Raw genomic sequence first — 18656 nt, 5'->3', positions numbered from 1 at the left:
CCGGCGCGCCGACACGCGGGTGCAGTGTCACCGTAGCCGGTCGTCGGCAACCCGGCGTACCCCGACGGGCAGGCCACATTAGGGTCGATGCCGTGAGCAGCGCAGCCCCCACGGCCCCCGACGCCGCCCCTGACCAGGCCTTGCGCCTCGTCGATCAGGTCGAACGCCGAAACCGGGCCGTCCGGCTGCTGGCTGCCGTCCGCCGCCACCGGGCGGACCTGCTGGTCGCGCTGATCTGGGTGGTGCTGGCCGGCTGGTTGACCCACGGGCTGTGGCCCGACCCGGGCGGGCGGACGCTGGCGCTCAACCCCGAGGACCAGGCCCTCTACGAGTGGTTCCTGGCGGTCGACGCGAGAGCGGTGCTCGGCGACTTCTCACTGCTCACCGACCGGCTCAACGCCCCCGACGGTGTCAACCTGATGGCCAACACCACTGTCATCGCGCTCGGCATCGTCTGCGCGCCGCTCACCCTCCTGCTCGGTGCGCCCGTCACGTTCGCGCTGCTCGCCGCCGCCAACCTGGCCGGCACCGCCCTCGCCTGGTACCTGCTGTTCCACCGGACGCTGCGCGCCCGCCGGTTGGCCGCCGCGCTCGGCGGCGGGCTCTGCGGCTTCGGCCCGGGCATGGTCTCGCAGACCAACAGCCACCTGCACATGACCGCCCAGTGGCTGGTGCCGGTGATCGTCTGGCTTGTGGTCCGGCTGCTGCGGGCCGCCGATCCGGGTCGCACACCGGCCAGCTCCGTGGATGCCCTGCACACCGGGCCGGACCGGCGACGGATGTTCAGCTCGGCCGCCGGGCTGGCCGCAGCGGTCGTCGCGCAGGTCTTCATCGGCGAGGAGGTGCTCTTCCTCGCCGCCGTCACCCTGCTGGTGATGGCGATCAGCTACGCCGTGGCGGACCGGGACCTGGCCCGACGTGCCCTGCCCGGCTTCGCCGGCGGACTGGCGATCGCCGCCGGTCTGGCGTTAATGGTGCTCGGCTATCCGCTGTGGTTCCAGTTCGCCGGGCCGCAGGGCGTCGCCGACGGCATGTTCAGCCCCGCCTACTTCTCTGCCGACCTGAGCAGTTGGTGGACGATCTCCCCGCTGTCGGTCGCCGGCAGCGACCAGGCGTCCCGCCTGACCACCGGGCCCGCCGAATACAACACGTTCCTCGGTTGGCCACTGCTGCTGGTCACCGCGGTCTGCGCGATCTGGGCCGGTCCACGCCGGCTGGTGTTCAGCTGCGTGGCGGCCGCGCTGGTGATGGGCGCGCTCTCGCTCGGCCCGGAGGTGGTGCTCGGCGGCACCCGCACGGCACTCCCCGGGCCGTACGCCCTGCTGTCCGGGCTACCGGTGGTGGACGGCGCGCTGCCGATGCGGTTCGGCCTGGCGCTGCTCCCGATCGTCGCGACGCTGTTGGTGTTGGCTGTCGACCGGGCACTGCGTACCACCGGACGCGCGCGACGGCTGGTGCCGCTTGCCGTCGTCGCGGCGCTGCTGCCGATCTTCCCGACCCCGCTGCCGACCGCCGAGCGGCCCGCCGTTCCCGAGTTCATCACCGGCGGGCACTGGCGGCAGTGCGTACGCGCCGGCGGGGTGCTCGTCCCGGTGCCGCTGCCCACACCCAAGGAGCCCTGGCCGATGCGCTGGGCAACCGCCGCCGACGCCGGATTCGGCATGCCCGAGGGCTTCTTCATCGGCCCCTACGGGCGGGGTGGCACCGCGGCCATGGGCACCTTCAAGCAGCCCACCTCTGCCCTGCTGGCGGACGTCGCCCGGCGCGGCGACCAGCCGGCAATCGGCGACGAGCAGCGCCGACAGGCAGCGCGGGACGCGGAATTCTGGGGCGCCTCCTGCGTGGCACTTGCGGACGACGCACCCCACGCCGAGAGCCTCCGCGCAACCCTGGAGCAGCTCTACGGCCCGGCAACCCGCATAGCCGACGCGTGGACCTGGCGGGTCTGACCTCGCCGATCTTGCACTTTCTGCCCCGACAAGCCGGGCAAACCACGCATCACTGCGACCGAAAGTGCAAGATCGGCGAGGGCTCAGACGCGCGGGGCGCCGACGGGTTGGGACGCCTCTACGAACTCTTCGCGCGGATCGTGAAGCTGGCCCAGGGCTACCACCTCGCGCTTGAGGAAGAACGCCAACGACCAGTCCACCACTACCCGGACCTTGCGGTTGAACGACGGGATACGGCTCATGTGGTACGTCCGGTGCATGAACCACGCCGGCCAGCCGGTCATCTTGATGCCGTACACCTGGGCGACGCCCTTGTGCAGGCCGAGGCTGGCGACGCTGCCCGCGTGCTTGTGCTTGTAGTCGACCGGCTCGCGGCCCCGAATCACCGCCGCGATGTTGTCGGCCATCCGGGCGGCCTGACGCACCGCGTGCTGCGCGCTCGGCGAGCAGAAGTTGCCCGGCTCCTTCGTCAGGTCGGGAACGGCTGCGCAGTCGCCGGCGCTCCACGCACCCTCGACCACCCGGTCGCCGTCGACGACCTGGAGGGTGGGCAGGCACGTGACCCGGCGGCGCTCGTCGCGCGGGAAGTCGGTCGCGTCGAGCATCGGCGACGGCTTCACGCCAGCCGTCCAGACGATCGTGTCCGACCGGAAGCTGTCACCGTCGGAGAGCTTGACCACCCCGTCGACGCAGGACTCCAGGCGAGTGTCCAGCCGGATGTCCATGTTCCGCTTGAGGAGCTCCTGCACCGTGTAGGCGCCCATGTCCCGGTCCACCTCGGGCAGCACCCGCTGGGTGGCCTCGACGAGCACCCAGCGCATGTCCTCCGGCTTCAGCTCCGGGTAGTAGCGCAGGGCGTCCCGGGCCATGTCCTCCATCTCGGCGAGCGCCTCGATGCCGGCGTACCCACCACCGACGAACGTGAAGGTAAGCGCCGAGCGGCGAACGTCCGGGTCCGGGGTGACAGCCGCCACGTCCAGCCGGTCCAGCACGTGGTTGCGGAGGTAGATCGCCTCGCCGATCGTCTTGAACCCGATGCCCTCTTCGTGCAGGCCCGGGATCGGCAACGTACGGGACACCGAACCCGGCGCCACGATCACGTGGTCGTACGCGATCTCCCGGGCCGGGCCGGCGATCGGCTGCACGGAGGCCACCTTGCGGTCGTGCTCGACGCGGGTGACAGTGCCCGCCACCACCGTGCATCGCCGCAACTCTCGACGCAGCGGCACCACGGCATGGCGCGGGGAGATGTTGCCCGCCGCTGCCTCTGGCAGGAACGGCTGGTAGGTCATGTGGGGCTGAGGGTCCACCACAATGACCTCAGCCTCACGGGAGCTGAGCTTCTTCGACAGTCGCAGGGCGGCATAAAGACCGACATGCCCGGCGCCCACCACAAGGATCCGCTTCGGATTCACGTCATCTATCTTTCCCCGGCCGGCTCAGGTAATCCCGCTCGCGCCCCCCATCTGTGACGGAGCACAACCCGTGTGACCTGCGTAACCCGGCCCCCCAGCGGCCTACCGACGCCGCAGCAACCAGCCCAGCAACCCGACCAGACCCACCGCCACCAGCAGCCCCAGCACCGTCACCCACTGGTAGCCGGTCTCACCGCCCAAACCCGCCACCTGCAACAGCAGCACCGCCAACACCGACGTACCCAGCAGCACCGCCGCCGCCCGCAGCAACCACCGGCTGATCAGGTCCGGATCCACCACCCCGTCGTACGGCAGTAACGCCGCCAACGCGCACAGCGAGTGCGACAGATAGAGCAACGCGGCGACGGCGAGCAGCCGCCACAGCTCCACCGGGCGGCCGTACCCGTCGGTGGCGAGCAGCCAACCACCGACCGTGACAAGTGCCGCGAACGTCGGCCACGGTCGGCGCGGGCCAACCGCCGGCAGCAACGCGGCCACCGACAGGAACAACAACGGCCGACCGGGCAACACCTCGGCGGGAAAGGCCAGCGCGAACCCAGCCAGCACGGTGACGAAGATCCCCGCCCGGACCAGGAGCGGAACGACGGTGACCCGCGCCACGGCGCGCTGCGCCGCCCGGACCCGCCCAGTGACCGCGTCGATCATCCGCACCGACCCCCCAACCTCAACGGACCGGCTTGGGCTCGCGACTGCGGGGCTCGCAAACCCGGCTCACTCCTCGCACTCACCGAGCCGCCCTGGGCTCGCGACTGCGGGGCTCGCAAACCCGGCTCACTCCTCGCGCTCACCGAGCCGCCCTGGGCTCGCGACTGCGGGGCTCGCAAACCCGGCTCACTCCTCGCGCTCACCGGGACCCGACCCTTGGGGCCGTCGCCAACCGCGCCACATCCCGCAGCACCTGGTCCAGGCTGCCGGCGCCAGCCCAGGGCACGACTGGCACGCCATGCTCCCGGAGCTGCCCGATCATGGTTTCCCGATCCAGCCGCCACAGCCGGTACGCCACCTCGGCCCAGCCCCGGTCCTTCGGCGGCGTCAGGTCCGCCGGCAGCGTGTCGACAGCCACCACGAACCGCCCGGAGCGGGCCAGCCGGGCCAGCATCTGCGCCGACCGCTCGTCAAGCAGTGGGGTGAGGACCACCACCAGCGCGTCCGACGAGAGCATCTGCGGGCCGAAGACCTGGTCGTACGGCTCGTGGTGGGAGGCGTCGGCGCGTACGTCGAGCAGCCACTCCAGGACGGTCAGGTACTGCCGGCGGCCGGCGGCCGGGCGCAACCGCCGAGCACCCGGCCCGTACTCCAGCAGCGAGACCCGGTCACCCCTGTGCAGGTAGTGCTCGGCGATCGCGGCGGTCGCGCGCACCGTGGTGTCCAGCACCGAGGCGGCACCGCCGACGCCACCGGAGCGGCCCGCCTCGGCGAGCACGTCGAGCAGCACCACCACCTCGGCGTCCCGGTCGGACAGGGTCGCCGCCACGTGCAACTGCCGGGCGCGCAGCGAAACCCGCCAGTCGATGCGGCGCAGCCGGTCGCCCGGGGCGAAGATCCGCACGCCGGCCAACTCACCGCCCTCACCGGGCCGCCGGGAGTGGTGCGCGCCGACCAGGCCGGCAGCCCGGGGCATCGCCTCCACCGCCTCGAACGGCTCGGTACGCGGGTAGACCCGCACCGCGACCGGCTCGACGATCACCGACCGGGAGATCAACAGACCACCGGCCGCGGCGACCCGGGCACCGGCCGGGCCGACCGGGTGCCGGCCCCAGCGCAGGGCCCGACCGGTCAGCTCCAGATCCACCACAGCGGCCACGGGCACCGAGGTCACGAACGGGCGGTCGGCGGCGGAACGACCCGCGCCGTTCGCCGGCTCCCCGGTAGACACGGCATCGGTAGGCGCAGCACCCTCGGCGGCCTCGGCGCCCGCGAAGCCCGCCCGTGTGATCCGCAGCCACGGAGAGACCCGGGACCGCACCACCACCAGGTCGTAGCCGACCGTGTCGGGATTGCCGACACTCACCGTCGCCGCGACCGCACCGCCCTCGACAAGCGGCCCGTCGTCACCGGCGTTGACCCAGACCTGCGGCAGCGCGGTGGGCCGGCGACGCAGCGCGTACGCGGTGCCCAGCGCGAACGGGGCGGCGAGTACGACGAGGTCGATGCGCCCCAGCAGCACCCCCGCCACCAGCAACAGGCCGGCGAGCAGCACCGCGCGGGCGAGCGCAGGGGTGGGTGCCCAGCCGGCGGTCGAGTCCGGCTCGGTGGATCGCGGCACGGGCGCTGTCGGTCCGGTCATCAGCGTCGGAGCCCACCGGCGGCGTAGCTGGGCAGGGCACCACTGGCCGGGGCGGGCGTCGCCTCCAACACCTCACCGACCACAAAGGCCGGGTCGACCCGGCGCAGCCACATCTCCGGGCGCAGGGTGATCCGGTGGGCGAGCGCGGGCGCCGCCACCTCCTTGACGTCCTCCGGCACCACGTAGTCCCGGCCACCGAACACCGCGCGGACCCGGGCCAGCAGCAGCAGCGCCAGCGAACCGCGCGGCGAAGCCCCAACAAGCACCGACGGGTGCTCCCGGGTGGCCGCGGTGAGAGACACGATGTAGCGGCCGATGGAATCCTCCACCACCACGTCCTCAAGGGCGGCCTGCATCGCCCGCAGGGTGGCCGCGTCGACCACCGGCTTGATGTCCGCCTCCTCACGGCGACGGCCCATCCGGCGGCGCAGCACCTCCCATTCCTCCTCGTGCTCCGGGTAGCCGAACGACACCCGCAGCAGGAACCGGTCCAGTTGCGCCTCGGGCAGCGGATAGGTGCCCTCGTACTCGATGGGGTTGGCGGTGGCCAGCACGTGGAACGGCTCGTCCAACTTGTAGGTGACGCCCTCCACGGAGACCTGCTTCTCCTGCATGGCCTCCAGCAACGCGGACTGGGTCTTCGGCGGCGTCCGGTTGATCTCGTCGGCGAGGAGCAGGTTGGTGAAGACCGGCCCGGCCCGGAAGGCGAAGTCACCGCTGCGCTGGTCATAGAGGAACGAGCCGGTGACGTCGGCGGGGAGCAGGTCCGGGGTGAACTGGAGCCGGCGGAAATCCAACCCCAACGCCTGGGCGAACGACCGCGCCGTGAGCGTCTTGCCCAGGCCCGGCAGGTCCTCCAGGAGCACGTGCCCACCGGCAAGGATGCCGGCGAGGACCAACTCCAACGCGTCCCGTTTGCCGACCACGACGGTGCCGACCGCGTCCAGGACCGCCCGGGCCAGGTGACCGACCTCGGCGGTGGGCATGCTCCGGTCCACGTCGTTCATCAGATCTTCTCCAGTTCGGCGACGATCACCGCGAGATCGCGCGGCGACGGGGGGCGGCGGGGCGGGCTTTCCAGGAACGTCCACAGCCGGTCACCCAGCAGCGCACGGGCGCGGGCCGGGTCCGACTCACGGGTCACGGCGTGCTTCAGGCGCAGCCGCTCGTCGGCCAGTTCGCCGAGCCGGGGCAGAATCACCTCGCCGAAGCGTTCGGGCCGAGTCGTGGACCAGTCAAGCGGAACTTCCCACCCGTTGATGGCGGCGCGCAGCGCGTCCCGGGCGCCCCAGTTCCAGGTGCCGTCGTCGTAGCGGATGGTCGGAGGCCGGGACCTGCCCGCCGCCGGCGGTGCCAGTGCGGCGGCGATCCGACGCACCGCGAACACCGCGAACACCCCCGCGACCAGGATCACCAGCGAGACCTTCAAGCCGACCGCGCGGAGGCCGACGATCAGCACGACGACCACCGCAGCGTTGCCGGCCAGGGCACGCAGCACCCGCCCGGCCCGGCTGCCCCCGGCCCGGTCGTCGCGCCTCGCCGGCTCCTCCTCGAAGGTGAGCAGGTCGTCAATGCTGGCGCTGCCACTCACGGTGTCACCTTCGTTCGCGACTGCGGGGCTCGCAAAACCGGCTCACTCCTCGCGCTCACGGTGACACCTCGGGGGCGCCCATCGTCACCACTGTGAGCTCGCCGCGTAGTCGGCGCAGGGCGGCGCGGGCCTGGTCGCGGGTGCCCTCGTCGACCTCACGAGTGGCGTACCGGGCCTCGCGGTAGACGTGTGCGAACTCTGCCAGCACGTCGGCGCTGACGATTGCCGGAATCCCGGCCGACGGGTCGCCCCGCAACAGCCGGGTGACGAGATCCGTCGGGGTGTCGCCGGGCAGGCGGGGAACGCCGGCCGCGGCGGCGGCCTCTTCGAGGCGCACCCAGCAGGCGATCACCGCGACGCGGGGGTCGGTGTCCTGATCGTCCAACTCCACAAGGCCGGCGTCCAGGGCGGCGACCACCTCGCGGGCGGTGCCCTCGGCCGTACGCCGGGCCCGTTGCGCCGGCAGCGCCCGGGTGGTGCGGCGCATGACGCCCCGAATCAGGATCCAGGTGAGGTAGCCCAACGCGGCGAGGACCGCCAAGCCGAGCAACCCGATAGCCACTGTCGCGATCCACTGCGGGATGTGCGCCTGGGTGGCCTCACCGGCGTCCCTCGGCTCCACAGGGAACGACGACGCGGGCTGCTCCGACGGGTACTCGGGCACCCACGGCACGTTCTCGGCGGCCGGCGGGATTCGATTGGCACCGATCGACGAGTGCGCGGAGGCCAGGGCCGCCCCGGCGAGCAGGACGACGACAGCGCCCACCGGCCACCAACGCCACAGCAGGCCGAGCACCGGGGGCAGCACCCCCGGTTCGGCGGGCGGTGACGGCGTGGGCGGCCGCGTTCCACTCGTCATCGCCACCACCCCACGCGCATCTCAGTCCACTTCGGCCAACAGTTTGGCCCGGCCGAAGACGTCGTCCAGCATCCCCGGCGTCAGCCGCCCGGTGAAGGTGTTCTGCTGGCTCACGTGGTAACAGCCGAGCAATTCTGGTACGGCCACGCCGGACCAGTGTGCCCCATGCCCGAACGCCGGTCGCGGGCTGGGCGGGCGCTGGCCGTACACCTGGCGTAGCACCGGCCACCACGCGGCCCAGGCGAACGCGCCAAGCGCGACCACGACGCGCAGGGTGGGCCGGATCAGGGTGACCTCACGGTGCAGCCAGGGCGCACAGGTGTCCCGCTCGACAGGGGTGGGCTTGTTGTCCGGCGGCGCGCACCGGACGGCCGCGAAGATCCGCGTGCTGCGCAGGGCCAGCCCGTCGTCGGCGGCGACACTTGTCGGCTGGTTCGCCAGCCCGGCCCGGTGCAGGGCGGCGAAGAGCACGTCACCCGACCTGTCGCCGGTGAAGATCCGGCCGGTGCGGTTGCCACCGTGCGCGGCGGGCGCCAGCCCGAGGATGCCGATCCGCGCGTCCCCGGGACCGAAACCCGGGACCGGGCGGCCCCAGTACTCCTGGTCGCGGAAGGCGGCCCGGCGGGTGCGGGCCACCTCCTCGCGCCACTGGACAAGGCGGGGGCAGGCGAAACAGTCACTGACGGCCGCGTCGAGGTCGGCCAGGTCCCTCGCCCGCGCGGAGCGGGCGACTACCTGACCCGGGGTACGCGACTCAGCCAAGCTTGGCCCGGAACAGTTCCAGGGTGCGTGCCCAGGCGCTGGCGGCGGAGCGCTGGTCGAACGCCTCCGGCCGGTCGTCGTTGAAGAAGGCGTGCGCGGTGCCCGGGTAGTCGTAGAGGTGGCAGCTGCCGCCGGCCTCCTCGATGGCCCGGCGGGCGGTCTGTACGCCCTCGCCAGTCGAGGTGCCGTCCTCTTCGGAACAGTGGATGACTGCCGTCTTGCCCGCGTAGTCGGCCCAGTCGGGGCGCATCGACTCCCACGGGAGCACTGGGTAGAAGCCGACGGTGGCGACGATCCGCTCGGAGAGCGTCGCCGACCACAACGCCAGACTGGCACCGGCGCAGAACCCCACGGTGCCGACCTTACCGGTGACCTCCGGCCGACCGACGAGATAGTCGGCCGCGCCGGCGATGTCCTTCGCGGCCTCGTCCATCCGCATCGCCAGCAGCAGCCGCTGCGCCTCGTCGGGCTCGGTGGTGGTCTTGCCGTGGTAGAAGTCCGGGGCGAGGGCGACGAAGCCGGCCTCGGCGAACCGGTCCGCCACCGACCGGATGTGCGGGACCAGGCCCCACCACTCCTGGATGACGATGACGGCCGGGCTCGCCGTGCCACTGGCGGGTATCGCGAGATACCCCTCGCTCGTGCCCCCGTTGCTGCGGTAGCTCACCATCTCGCCCATGGGCCGTCCTCCTAGCGGTCAGTCATCGTTGGCTGGTCGCCCAGTGGTCCTACGTGCCGGTAGCCTGCCATGCCGTGACCGCACCGGGGAAGACGCGGGAACAGTGGCATTCACCTCCTGTTTCCCGCGATGGTGACCCCGCTTACAACGGCGGCGGCAGGGGAGCCTCCCCCGCCGCCGCCATTGCTGGTGCCTGGTCTGTCGATGCTCCGGTCAGGCCTTCTTGGTCAGGCAGAGCACATAGCCCGTCTTGCCCGACGCGATGCTGGAGTAGACGTACCCCTGTTCCACTTCCTTGAAGAACTCGCTGCACATGGTGTCGGCCTTGGCCTGGGCCGCGGTCTGGTCGTCGACCCGACCGACCACGTTGTACGCGGCGTCGGTGGAGGTGCACTCGACGACCTTGGCGCCGCTGACCTCCTCCTGCTCGGTGCCGGTGACCTCAGGCAGCTCTGCGATGCAGTCGCCGGCCTTGGCGTCGGCGGTCTCGTCCTTGTTCATGAAGTTGCCGATCGCCGAGGCGACGCCGAACTTCAGGCCGGCGATGACGACGACCACGAGGATCGTGCCGATGATGCCGAGGGCCTTCTTTGCACCCGATTTCTTCGCCTCCGGCTCGACCGGGGACGGCGTCGCGACGGCCGGCTGGGGTGGTGCGGCGTCGGGCGCGGGGGGAGGTGCGACCTGCTCTGACAACGGGTTTCCTTCCGAGGGCTGGATGAGCAGACGACACCGTAACGATCATTGATTTTCGGCGCTGCCCCGCTCGCCTCGTCCGTTCAGCTATTTCCCAGCTTCGTGTGAATGGCCTCGGTCACCTGGCATCTCAACTCGTCGTGGTCGGGGCCGGCGCACCACTGGGCGTCACGGTGGGGCTCACAGTGGGTGGCACGCTGGCCGTGCCGGACGGTTCCGGCGTGGTGGTCGGGCCGGGTGTGGCGGTCGGCTCGGGCGTGGGGCTGGGCGTCGGGAACGGAACCGCCGCGCCCGGCGCGCGACGGTCGAAGGGCGCGTTGTCCGGGCAGTACGGATACGTCTGCAGCAGCGGGTTGCCGTACTCGTCGACGTGGCGTTCACAGTCGGGGTAGCCCAGGCGGATCGGGTTGCCGTTCTGGTCGAACAGGCGGGCGTTCTGCACCAGCCGACCCTCGCTGTCGTAGACGAAGACGTCCCGGATCTGGCTGTACTGGCTGTCGACAGACGTCGGGTCGTAGCCGTAGTCGCCGTAGCGCATCCGGTCCTCCGTCTGGATCAGGGCGGAGAGCGCGAAGAACACCAGCACGGCGCTGCCGACCTGGAGCGCCGAGCGCGGCCAGCGGCTCAACTGGCCGGCCCGACGGCCGAGCCAGATCGAGGCGAGCACCAGACCGACAAGCATGATCAGGCCGGCGAGCAGTTCACCGCCGAACCGGGGCAGCAGACCGAAGGTGCCGCTGGTGGTCATCGCGGTGAGCAGCATCGCCGCCAGGTAGCCGCGCAACACCCACCAGGCGGGCCGCAGCAACCGGAAGAAGTCGCTTGCCGTCTCGTACCCCAGGGCTGGGCCGATTCGCGTGTCGATAGCCCGGAGCTGGCCGCGGACCCGGGCCAGCGCGGTGGTGACCCGCTGGTCGAGGTTGCGCCCGCGGCCTGCACCGAGGCCGGCCGCGGCGCGCAGCTCGGCGGCGTACGCCTCGGGCTCACCGAGCCGCTCGACGAGTGTGCCCTCGGACTCGGCGGCGACCTCGGTGAGGTGGTCGGGCAGGTCCTCGGTCAGCTCGTCGCGCTGCCCCGGCGGCAGGTCGGCCAGAGCGGCCCGGACCCGCGCCACGTAGTCGGTGATCTCCTGCTCCGTGACGGTCATGCCGCCAGCCCCCGATCGTCGAGCAGCGTGTCCATTGTGGTGGCGAACGAGCGCCAGAGCTTGCCGGAGCGGGTCAACTGGTCGCGCCCGGCGGCGTTTAGTGAGTAGTACTTCCGGTGCGGGCCTGATTCGCTCGGCACGACGTAGGTGGTGAGCAGGCCGGCGGCGAAGAGGCGGCGCAGCGTGCCGTAGACCGAGGCGTCGCCGACCTCCTCCAGGCCGGCCTCGCGGAGCCGGCGCAGGATGTCGTAACCGTAGCCATCCTCCTCCCGGAGCACGGCCAGGACGGCCAGATCGAGCACGCCCTTCAACAACTGTGTGGTGTCCACGCATTGCACACTAGTGCGCAATGCGTAGTAGCGTCAACGAACCTGCCCTGATCCACTCGGGTTCCTGACAATCGGGCATCCCCGGTCGCCGGACACCCCGATTTCCGGGAAGGCGAGTCGATCAAACGCCGGCTAGCGCGCGGCGGGCTGAAGGCTCCAGGCGATGCCGTCGAGGATGTCGTGCTCCGAGGCGACCACCGACGGCATCCCGGCCCGCTCCATGATCACGCGGAGCACAAGCGCGCCCGCGCCGATCACGTCGGCTCGACCCGGGTGCATCACCGGGTCCACCAACCGCTGAGTACGGGTCTGGCTCAGCAGGTCAGTGGTCACCTGGGCGACCGCCTCGTACGGCACCCGGGCGTGGTGGATGCGCGCCGGGTCGTACTCCCGCAGGCCCTGCGCGAGGGCCACCACTGTGGTGACCGAACCGGCGAGGCCGACCAGGGTCGCCGCCTCGCGGCCGGGCACCACCGCGAGCGCCCGGTCGACCACTGCCGCGATGTCGGCTTGCGCCGCCGCGACCTGCTCGGGCGTCGGCGGGTCGCCGGGCAGGTGCCGCTCGGTCATCCGGACGCAGCCGATGTCCACCGAGACCGCCGCCCGCACACCGCCGGCCCGGTCACCGACCACGAATTCGGTCGAGCCGCCACCGATGTCGACCACCAGGAACGGCTCCTTCGCGTCGGCGGGCAACCCGCGGACCGCGCCGGTGAACGACAGCCGGGCCTCCTCGTCGCCGGTGACCACCTCGGGCGCCACACCCAGGGTGCGCTGCACCATCTCGGTGAAGTCGGAGGCGTTTGCCGCATCGCGGGACGCCGACGTGGCGCACATCCGCACCCGCTGGGCACCGAACTTCTCGATGTCGGCGGCGTACGACGCCAGCGCCACCCGGGTCCGCTCGATCGCCTCCGGGGCGAGCCGCCCCGTCCGGTCCACGCCCTGCCCCAGCCGGACGATCTCCATCCGCCGGGTCACGTCGGTCAGTGGCGCCTCCGGGCCGGCGGACGCGTCGGGCAGGTCGGCGATCAACAGTCGGATCGAGTTGGTCCCGCAGTCGATGGCCGCCACACGCGTCGTCACCCCGCAACCCTACGACAGCGCACCGGCCGCGCTCAGAGCCGCAGCAGCATCCGGGTGTTGCCAAGCGTGTTCGGCTTGACCCGCTCCAGGTCCAGGAACTCCGCGACACCCTCGTCGTACGAGCGCAGCAACTGCTCGTAGACCGGCTGGGGCACCGGCGCGCCGTCGATCGCCCGGAACCCGAACGAGGCGAAGAACTGCGTCTCGAAGGTGAGCACGAAGATCCGTGCCACGCCCAACTCCCGGGCAGCGTCGATCAGCTCACCCACGAGCCGGTGCCCGATCCGCCGCCCCCGGCAGGACGGATCCACCGCCACCGTGCGGATCTCGGCCAGGTCCTCCCACATCACGTGCAGCGCCCCGCAGCCCACCACCGCGTCGTCGGAGGCCCGGACCGCCACCCGGAACTCCTGCACCTGCTCAAACAGGGTGACGGTGGCTTTGCTCAGCAGCCGCCGATCGTCGGCGTACGTGTCGATCAGCCCCCGGATGCCGCGCACGTCCCCGGTGCGGGCGCGCCGAACCGTGATCTGATCCTCCACCTGAGCTGTCATTCGGGCGAGGGCACGTCCACGCACGGGCCGGCCGTCCACCAGGGCTCGACAAGGGCCAACGTCTCGTCGCCGAACGGGTTCACGCCGGGGCCGGCGCCCAGCGCGTGCCCGAGGTGCACGTGCAGGCACTTCACCCGCCCCGGCATCCCACCGGCGGAGATCCCGGCGATCTCCGGCACCTCCCCGACAGCCTCCCGCCGGGCGAGATAGTCCTCGTGCGCGGCCCGGTAGTGGGCGGCCAACTCCGGATCCGTCGACAGCCGTTCGGCCATCTCCTTCATCAGCCCCGCCGACTCCAGCCGGCTGCACGCGGCCGTGGCGCGGGGGCAGGTCAGGTAGTACAGCGTCGGGAACGGCGTGCCGTCGGCGAGGCGGGGCGTCGTCTCCACCACGTCCGGCAGGCCACAGGGGCAGCGGTGCGCCACCGCCCGGGTGCCCCGGGGCGTACGGCCGAGCTGCGCCGCCACCGCGGCCAGGTCGGCCTCGGTGGCCGGCTCCCGCTGCGGCAGGGGAACGGAATCCGCCGCCGACTCCGACGGTGGTACGACAGTCACGGTGCCCATCTTTCCTGGTGCGCTGGTCGGTGTATCACTTACCCGGCTGCTGGCTGTCCGCCGCCTGCACGCTCGACCAGAGCGTGTCGTACCAGGTCGCTGGGCCGGTCTCGGTGGGCGAGCCGGCCGACTTCCCGGCGTCGCGGTCAGCGCCCTCCGGGTCGTGCAGCACCACCATTATCTTCTCGCCCGGCCGGCCCATGAAGAACCGCTCCCGGGCCTTCGTCTCGATGAACGCCGGGTCCTTCCAGTTGGCGGCCTCGGCTTCGAGCTTGGCGATCTCTGCCTTCTGCACCGCCTGGGCCGCCTCCATCCGCTCGATGTCGGCCTGCTGGTCCAGGTAGACCCGCACCGGATAGGTGTAGGCCAGCGCGAGCGCGATCAGGACCGCGAACAGCACTGTCGCGCGGCCGGTGAAGCGACGGGGGTGGGGTGCGGCGAGACGCTTGACGGCACCACCGGAGGCGGTGCGCCGGGCAGCGGCCGGACGGTTCGCGGAGCGCGTGCCCTCAGCACCCCGGACCGCGCTCGGCGCCCGACCGGCGGCACCGCGCGGCTCGGCGCGTACGCCCGCGTCCCGGACGGACCCACGGGTGGCCCGGCCACCGCCCGGCCGGCCGGATTGACCCGGCCGGCGGGCGGGACGCTGACCACCCGGTGTGCGGCGCTGCTGCATCGTCACACCCCCTCCCCCGAGGCTTCTGCGCGTCTCAGGCCGAACGGTAGCGCGGGAAAGCGCCCGCACCGGCGTAGCGCGCCGCGTCGGCCAGCTCCTCCTCGATCCGGAGCAGCTGGTTGTACTTGGCGACCCGGTCCGAGCGGGCCGGCGCACCGGTCTTGATCTGACCGCAGCCGGTAGCCACCGCCAGGTCGGCGATTGTGGTGTCCTCGGTCTCGCCGGAGCGGTGGCTCATCATGCACTTGAAGCCGGCCCGGTGGGCCAGGTCCACCGCGTCCAGGGTCTCGGTCAGCGAACCGATCTGGTTGACCTTGACCAGGACGGCGTTCGCCGCCTTCTCCGCGATGCCGCGGGCGATGCGCAGCGGGTTGGTGACGAACAGGTCGTCGCCGACGATCTGCACCCGGTCGCCGATCGACGCGGTGAGCGTCTGCCAGCCGGTCCAGTCGTCCTCGGCCAGCGGGTCCTCGATCGACACGATCGGGTATTCGTCGGCCAGCTTGGTGTAGTAGGTGCTCATGTCCTCGGCGGACTTCGCGGCACCTTCGAAGGTGTAGGTGCCGTTGTCGAAGAACTCAGTGGCCGCCACGTCGAGGGCGAACACGATGTCGGTGCCGAGCCGGTAGCCGGCCTTCTCGACGGCCTCGGCGATCAGGTCCAGAGCCGCCGCGTTGGTCGGCAGGTTCGGCGCGAAGCCACCCTCGTCGCCGAGCCCGGTCGACAGGCCCTTCTTCTTCAGCACCGACTTCAGCGCGTGGTAGACCTCCGCGCCGGAGCGCAGCGCCTCACGGAAGGTGGGCGCGCCGATCGGCGCGATCATGAACTCCTGGATGTCGACGTTGGAGTCGGCGTGCGCGCCACCGTTGAGGATGTTCATCATCGGCACCGGCAGGAGGTGCGCGTTCGGGCCGCCCAGGTAGCGGAAGAGGCTCAGCTCGGCGCTGCCGGCGGCGGCCTTGGCGACCGCGAGGGAGACGCCGAGGATGGCGTTCGCGCCCAGCTCCGACTTGCTGTCGGTGCCGTCGATGTCGAGCATCTTCTGGTCGATCAGCCGCTGCTCGCTGGCCTCGTACCCGATGATCTGGTCGACGATCTTGTCTTCGACGTTGGAGACCGCCTTCTCCACGCCCTTGCCCTGGTAGCGGCCGGCGTCACCGTCGCGCAGCTCGATCGCCTCGAAGGCGCCGGTGGAGGCGCCGGAGGGCACAGCGGCGCGAGCCACCGTGCCGTCGTCCAGGCCGACCTCGACCTCGACCGTGGGGTTGCCCCGCGAGTCGAGAATCTCCCGGGCGACGATTCCCTCGATGGTTGCCACTAAGTCGCTCCTCGTTGTTGTGATCCGGTCCGTGGTTGGGCCGCGACGGTGCGGCTGAGGCAGGTGTTGAACGCAGCGTATCGGGCGGCGCGAACGGACACGGCGTCGCCCGCGCACCCGAGCCGCCCCGCACTGACGGACATTCCCGGATTTCCGGGCGTCAACCGGCAACTGGTTTGCGCTGCGCGGACCAAATCCACCAGGCTGGTCGCCATGCCCAGCGCCTCGACCACCCTCCGCATGCTCGCCGTGTCGGTCATCGCGTCGCTCACGGTCACCGGCTGTCAGACATTCGAGGACACCGGACGCGCCATGGGCCGTTCCGACCTCGTCAACGACCTCGCCGCCCGACTCGACCGAGCACTGGAGTTGACCTACACGGCCGACTACCAGCTCCCCGGTGGCCAGGCCGCCGCGATCGTGCAGGCGCAGGACCCGGCCCGCTCCGCGTACACCTATCCGGGCGGGCTGCTCACCGTCACCCCGGACGCGGTCACCAGGTGCGCGGAGACCGGCGGCCGCATGGCGTGCACGGTCGTCACGCCCCCCACTCCGGGCACCAAGCCCACCGTGGCGCTCTTCACCGAGGCCAACCAGCAGGGCCTGGTCACCCCACCGGTGGTGGTCGGGATGCTGACCGCCGCCGCGCTCGACCCGCAGGCGGTGATCAAGCAGAGTGACACCACAGTCGCCGGCCGTCACGCCGCCTGCGTCGAGGTGCAGCGCGCCGACGGCGACTTCACCGCCTGCGTGACCACAGAGGGCGTGCTGGGCAGCTTCAGCGGCCCGGTCGACGGCAAGCCGACGGAGCTCGCGCTGAGTCGCTACAGCACGACAGTGCAGAACGACGCGTTCCAGCCGCCCGCCGGCGCCGGCGTGGTGGACCGCCGGCCCGGCGGTTCGTGACCGACCGGCACACATCGCCACCGCGTAGCACGTGCAGCGCCGTGGACCCTCAGACGCCGAGCAGGGTACGCAGGTGGCGCGGCGGCGGGCAGCCGTGGGCGAGCATCGCGTCGTGCCAGTCGCGCACCGACACCCCGTCGGGGCGCGCGGCGGCGATCTCGGCCACCTCGCTGTAGCCGACGAAGTAGGTGGAGAGCTGGGTGGAGGTGAGCAGCGCCCGCCGCCACTTGCCGGCCGCCTCGCCCTCCTCCTGGAAGCCGCGCCCGGTCATCAACGCCATCGCCTCGGCCTCGGGCATGTCCTCGGCGTGCACCAACTGGTCGAGCAGCGCGTTTATGGTCATCCGTAGCTGCATCTTGAGCTGCTGCAACCGCACCGGCACGCCGCCGAAGCCGAGGCCCACCATCAGCTCCTCCGCGTGCACCGCCCAGCCCTCGATGAACGGACCCGACTCGGCAAGCGCCCGGACCCGGGTGGCACCGTCGTAGCGGCGGGCGTGCGCCAACTGGAGGAAATGCCCCGGCATCGCCTCGTGCACCGTCAGGTTGCGGATCATGTGGTTGTTGTATTCGCGGTAGAACGACTCGACCCGCTGCGCCGGCCAGTCCGACGGGGTGGGCGCGATGCAGTAGAACGTGGGCACGGCCGCGGTCTCCAGCAGGCCGGGCGAGTCGCAGTACGCCACCGCTACGCCCCGCGCGAACTCCGGCATCTCCTGGATCACACACCTGTCGTCGACCAGGCTGACCAGGTCGTGCAAGCGGACGAAGTCGGTAGCCTCGTCCAGGGTCACCCCCGCCAGCTCGACGATCGTCGCGTCGTCCGGGTGCTCCGCGGCGAGCACGTCCAGCGCTCGGCGTACTGCCGCGTCGTCGGCCGGACCACCGACCAGCTCGACGGCCGCCTCGCGGATCTCCGCGGTGACCCGGTCCAGGTTGGCCCAGGCGCGGCGCTGGATCTCGGCGGCGCCCAACTCGGTGTCGAGGGTGTGCCAGAGCCGCGCCTCCCAGCGGCGGCGGCCCAGCCGGGGGTCACGGCCCGGGCCCGCGTCGGCGGCCAGGCCGGCGCGCAGCCACGCGACGAACTCCTCCAGCGCGGCGACCGCCGCCGTGGCCGCCGGCTCGACCCGGTCGAGGGCGCTCGGCGCCTGGGCGAGCAGCGGCGGCAGCTCGTCGCGGATCAGCGCGGCAGTGCCGGCGAACTGCCCGACCGCCGTCTCGGCGTGGATCCGCGGCATGTCCCGCAGCGTCGCGCGAGCGGTCGCAAGCGCATCGGGTACGGCGGCGAGCCGGCCGGCAAGCTGCGTCAACCGCACCTCGACCGGGGCGTACGGGCGGGCCATCAGCGGGTGCAGCAGCGGGCCCGGGTTGTGGCGCAGCGGATCCCACTCGTGCGACCTGATCTCGGTCAGCTCGAACAGCTCGCGGTCCACGAATGAGGTGAGCAGCGCGTGATCCACCTGCTCGTCGACGCCGAGCGAGTCCGGGTCCAACTCGGACAGCGCGTTGGCCGCGTCGGAGAGCATCGCCCGGTCGGAGGCCAACGCGTCGGCGGACAGATCCGGCAGCCGGTCGTCGAACCGGTGGTCCCCCGCCGCGGTGGCGACACCCGGCCGTGTCTCCAACAGAGCCTCGACAACCCGCTCCGCCAAAACCCCAAACTCTTCCACCAACCCACCCTACCGACGCCCACCCCGGCCCGGCCCCGCCCGCGCCCGCCCGGGGCCCCGTCGATCATGAAGTTATTGCCCCCCCGCATCGGCGTGTCATGGCAATAACTTCATGGTCAACGCGCACGTCGGGGGTGGATCAGCGCGCAGGGGGTTGG

The 18656-nt window shown here is 71.7% G+C and carries 19 protein-coding genes; 2 read left to right on the top strand and 17 right to left on the bottom strand.

What is annotated here, in order from left to right; translation table 11 throughout:
- Positions 1–92 precede the first annotated feature (92 nt).
- Positions 93–1949: a hypothetical protein gene (locus ACFY2Q_RS05705; RefSeq protein WP_387128006.1), complete on the top strand. Its 1857-nt coding sequence runs from the start codon at positions 93–95 to the stop codon at positions 1947–1949.
- Positions 1950–2032: 83 nt separating this feature from the next.
- Here ACFY2Q_RS05705 and ACFY2Q_RS05700 read toward each other — a convergent pair whose 3' ends face one another.
- From ACFY2Q_RS05700 to eno, 16 genes are all read right to left on the bottom strand, one after another.
- Entirely contained in the window at positions 2033–3364 is a 1332-nt protein-coding gene (locus tag ACFY2Q_RS05700) for an NAD(P)/FAD-dependent oxidoreductase (RefSeq protein WP_387128005.1), read from the bottom strand.
- A gap of 102 nt (positions 3365–3466) precedes the next feature.
- Positions 3467–4027, bottom strand: coding sequence for a hypothetical protein (locus ACFY2Q_RS05695; protein WP_387128468.1), 561 nt, complete (start codon positions 4025–4027; stop codon positions 3467–3469).
- Between the two features lie 202 nt (positions 4028–4229).
- Positions 4230–5672, bottom strand: coding sequence for a DUF58 domain-containing protein (locus ACFY2Q_RS05690; RefSeq protein WP_387128004.1), 1443 nt, complete (start codon positions 5670–5672; stop codon positions 4230–4232).
- Positions 5672–6679 (bottom strand): AAA family ATPase, encoded by a 1008-nt coding sequence (locus ACFY2Q_RS05685; RefSeq protein WP_387128003.1) that lies wholly within the window; start codon positions 6677–6679, stop codon positions 5672–5674. The genes ACFY2Q_RS05690 and ACFY2Q_RS05685 overlap by 1 nt, the downstream gene beginning before the upstream one ends.
- On the bottom strand, positions 6679–7263 hold the full coding sequence (locus ACFY2Q_RS05680) for a hypothetical protein (protein ID WP_387128002.1): 585 nt from the start codon (positions 7261–7263) through the stop codon (positions 6679–6681). The genes ACFY2Q_RS05685 and ACFY2Q_RS05680 overlap by 1 nt, the downstream gene beginning before the upstream one ends.
- Positions 7264–7318: 55 nt before the next feature.
- Positions 7319–8122, bottom strand: coding sequence for a DUF4129 domain-containing protein (locus tag ACFY2Q_RS05675; RefSeq protein WP_387128001.1), 804 nt, complete (start codon positions 8120–8122; stop codon positions 7319–7321).
- 21 nt (positions 8123–8143) lie between these two features.
- Positions 8144–8884 carry a uracil-DNA glycosylase gene (locus tag ACFY2Q_RS05670; RefSeq protein ID WP_387128000.1) on the bottom strand — a complete coding sequence of 247 codons (741 nt, stop codon included), beginning with the start codon at positions 8882–8884 and terminating at the stop codon, positions 8144–8146.
- Entirely contained in the window at positions 8877–9563 is a 687-nt protein-coding gene (locus ACFY2Q_RS05665; protein ID WP_387127999.1) for a dienelactone hydrolase family protein, read from the bottom strand. The genes ACFY2Q_RS05670 and ACFY2Q_RS05665 overlap by 8 nt, the downstream gene beginning before the upstream one ends.
- 213 nt (positions 9564–9776) lie before the next feature.
- Positions 9777–10259, bottom strand: a complete 483-nt coding sequence (locus ACFY2Q_RS05660) for a hypothetical protein (RefSeq protein ID WP_387127998.1) — start codon at positions 10257–10259, stop codon at positions 9777–9779.
- A gap of 130 nt (positions 10260–10389) precedes the next feature.
- A complete protein-coding gene (locus ACFY2Q_RS05655; protein WP_387127997.1) occupies positions 10390–11406 on the bottom strand; it encodes an HAAS signaling domain-containing protein in 1017 nt (338 codons plus the stop codon).
- On the bottom strand, positions 11403–11735 hold the full coding sequence (locus ACFY2Q_RS05650; RefSeq protein ID WP_088986312.1) for a PadR family transcriptional regulator: 333 nt from the start codon (positions 11733–11735) through the stop codon (positions 11403–11405). The genes ACFY2Q_RS05655 and ACFY2Q_RS05650 overlap by 4 nt, the downstream gene beginning before the upstream one ends.
- A 132-nt stretch (positions 11736–11867) precedes the next feature.
- Positions 11868–12809, bottom strand: coding sequence for an exopolyphosphatase (locus tag ACFY2Q_RS05645; RefSeq protein WP_387128467.1), 942 nt, complete (start codon positions 12807–12809; stop codon positions 11868–11870).
- Between the two features lie 44 nt (positions 12810–12853).
- A complete protein-coding gene (locus ACFY2Q_RS05640) occupies positions 12854–13375 on the bottom strand; it encodes an amino-acid N-acetyltransferase (RefSeq protein WP_387127996.1) in 522 nt (173 codons plus the stop codon).
- Positions 13372–13929, bottom strand: a complete 558-nt coding sequence (locus ACFY2Q_RS05635; protein WP_387127995.1) for a DUF501 domain-containing protein — start codon at positions 13927–13929, stop codon at positions 13372–13374. Before ACFY2Q_RS05635 ends, ACFY2Q_RS05640 begins: the two co-directional genes overlap by 4 nt.
- A gap of 34 nt (positions 13930–13963) precedes the next feature.
- Positions 13964–14605, bottom strand: coding sequence for a septum formation initiator family protein (locus tag ACFY2Q_RS05630; protein ID WP_387128466.1), 642 nt, complete (start codon positions 14603–14605; stop codon positions 13964–13966).
- Positions 14606–14639: 34 nt separating this feature from the next.
- Positions 14640–15923 (bottom strand): phosphopyruvate hydratase, encoded by a 1284-nt coding sequence (gene eno / locus ACFY2Q_RS05625; protein ID WP_387127994.1) that lies wholly within the window; start codon positions 15921–15923, stop codon positions 14640–14642.
- 213 nt (positions 15924–16136) lie between these two features.
- Here eno and ACFY2Q_RS05620 point away from each other — a divergent pair, with 213 nt between their 5' ends.
- The gene (locus ACFY2Q_RS05620) at positions 16137–16829 is read left to right on the top strand and encodes a hypothetical protein (protein WP_387127993.1); all 693 of its coding nucleotides are present in this window, start codon (positions 16137–16139) and stop codon (positions 16827–16829) included.
- A gap of 49 nt (positions 16830–16878) precedes the next feature.
- Here ACFY2Q_RS05620 and ACFY2Q_RS05615 read toward each other — a convergent pair whose 3' ends face one another.
- Positions 16879–18498: a DUF885 domain-containing protein gene (locus tag ACFY2Q_RS05615; protein ID WP_387127992.1), complete on the bottom strand. Its 1620-nt coding sequence runs from the start codon at positions 18496–18498 to the stop codon at positions 16879–16881.
- Positions 18499–18656 lie beyond the last annotated feature (158 nt).

The sequence above is a fragment of the Micromonospora sp. NPDC000316 genome (genome assembly GCF_042898885.1).
Taxonomy (GTDB): domain Bacteria; phylum Actinomycetota; class Actinomycetes; order Mycobacteriales; family Micromonosporaceae; genus Micromonospora.
Note: the sequence above shows the minus strand (reverse complement) of the source record. Positions and strands in the feature narration are given on the sequence as shown.

Coding starts and splice junctions, on each gene's coding strand:
- ACFY2Q_RS05685 (WP_387128003.1), bottom strand. CDS start 6,679: ATGAACGACGTGGACCGGAGCATGCCCACCGCCGAGGTCGGTCACCTG.
- ACFY2Q_RS05690 (WP_387128004.1), bottom strand. CDS start 5,672: ATGACCGGACCGACAGCGCCCGTGCCGCGATCCACCGAGCCGGACTCG.
- ACFY2Q_RS05655 (WP_387127997.1), bottom strand. CDS start 11,406: ATGACCGTCACGGAGCAGGAGATCACCGACTACGTGGCGCGGGTCCGG.
- ACFY2Q_RS05620 (WP_387127993.1), top strand. CDS start 16,137: ATGCCCAGCGCCTCGACCACCCTCCGCATGCTCGCCGTGTCGGTCATC.
- ACFY2Q_RS05630 (WP_387128466.1), bottom strand. CDS start 14,605: ATGCAGCAGCGCCGCACACCGGGTGGTCAGCGTCCCGCCCGCCGGCCG.
- ACFY2Q_RS05640 (WP_387127996.1), bottom strand. CDS start 13,375: ATGACAGCTCAGGTGGAGGATCAGATCACGGTTCGGCGCGCCCGCACC.
- ACFY2Q_RS05665 (WP_387127999.1), bottom strand. CDS start 9,563: ATGGGCGAGATGGTGAGCTACCGCAGCAACGGGGGCACGAGCGAGGGG.
- ACFY2Q_RS05675 (WP_387128001.1), bottom strand. CDS start 8,122: ATGACGAGTGGAACGCGGCCGCCCACGCCGTCACCGCCCGCCGAACCG.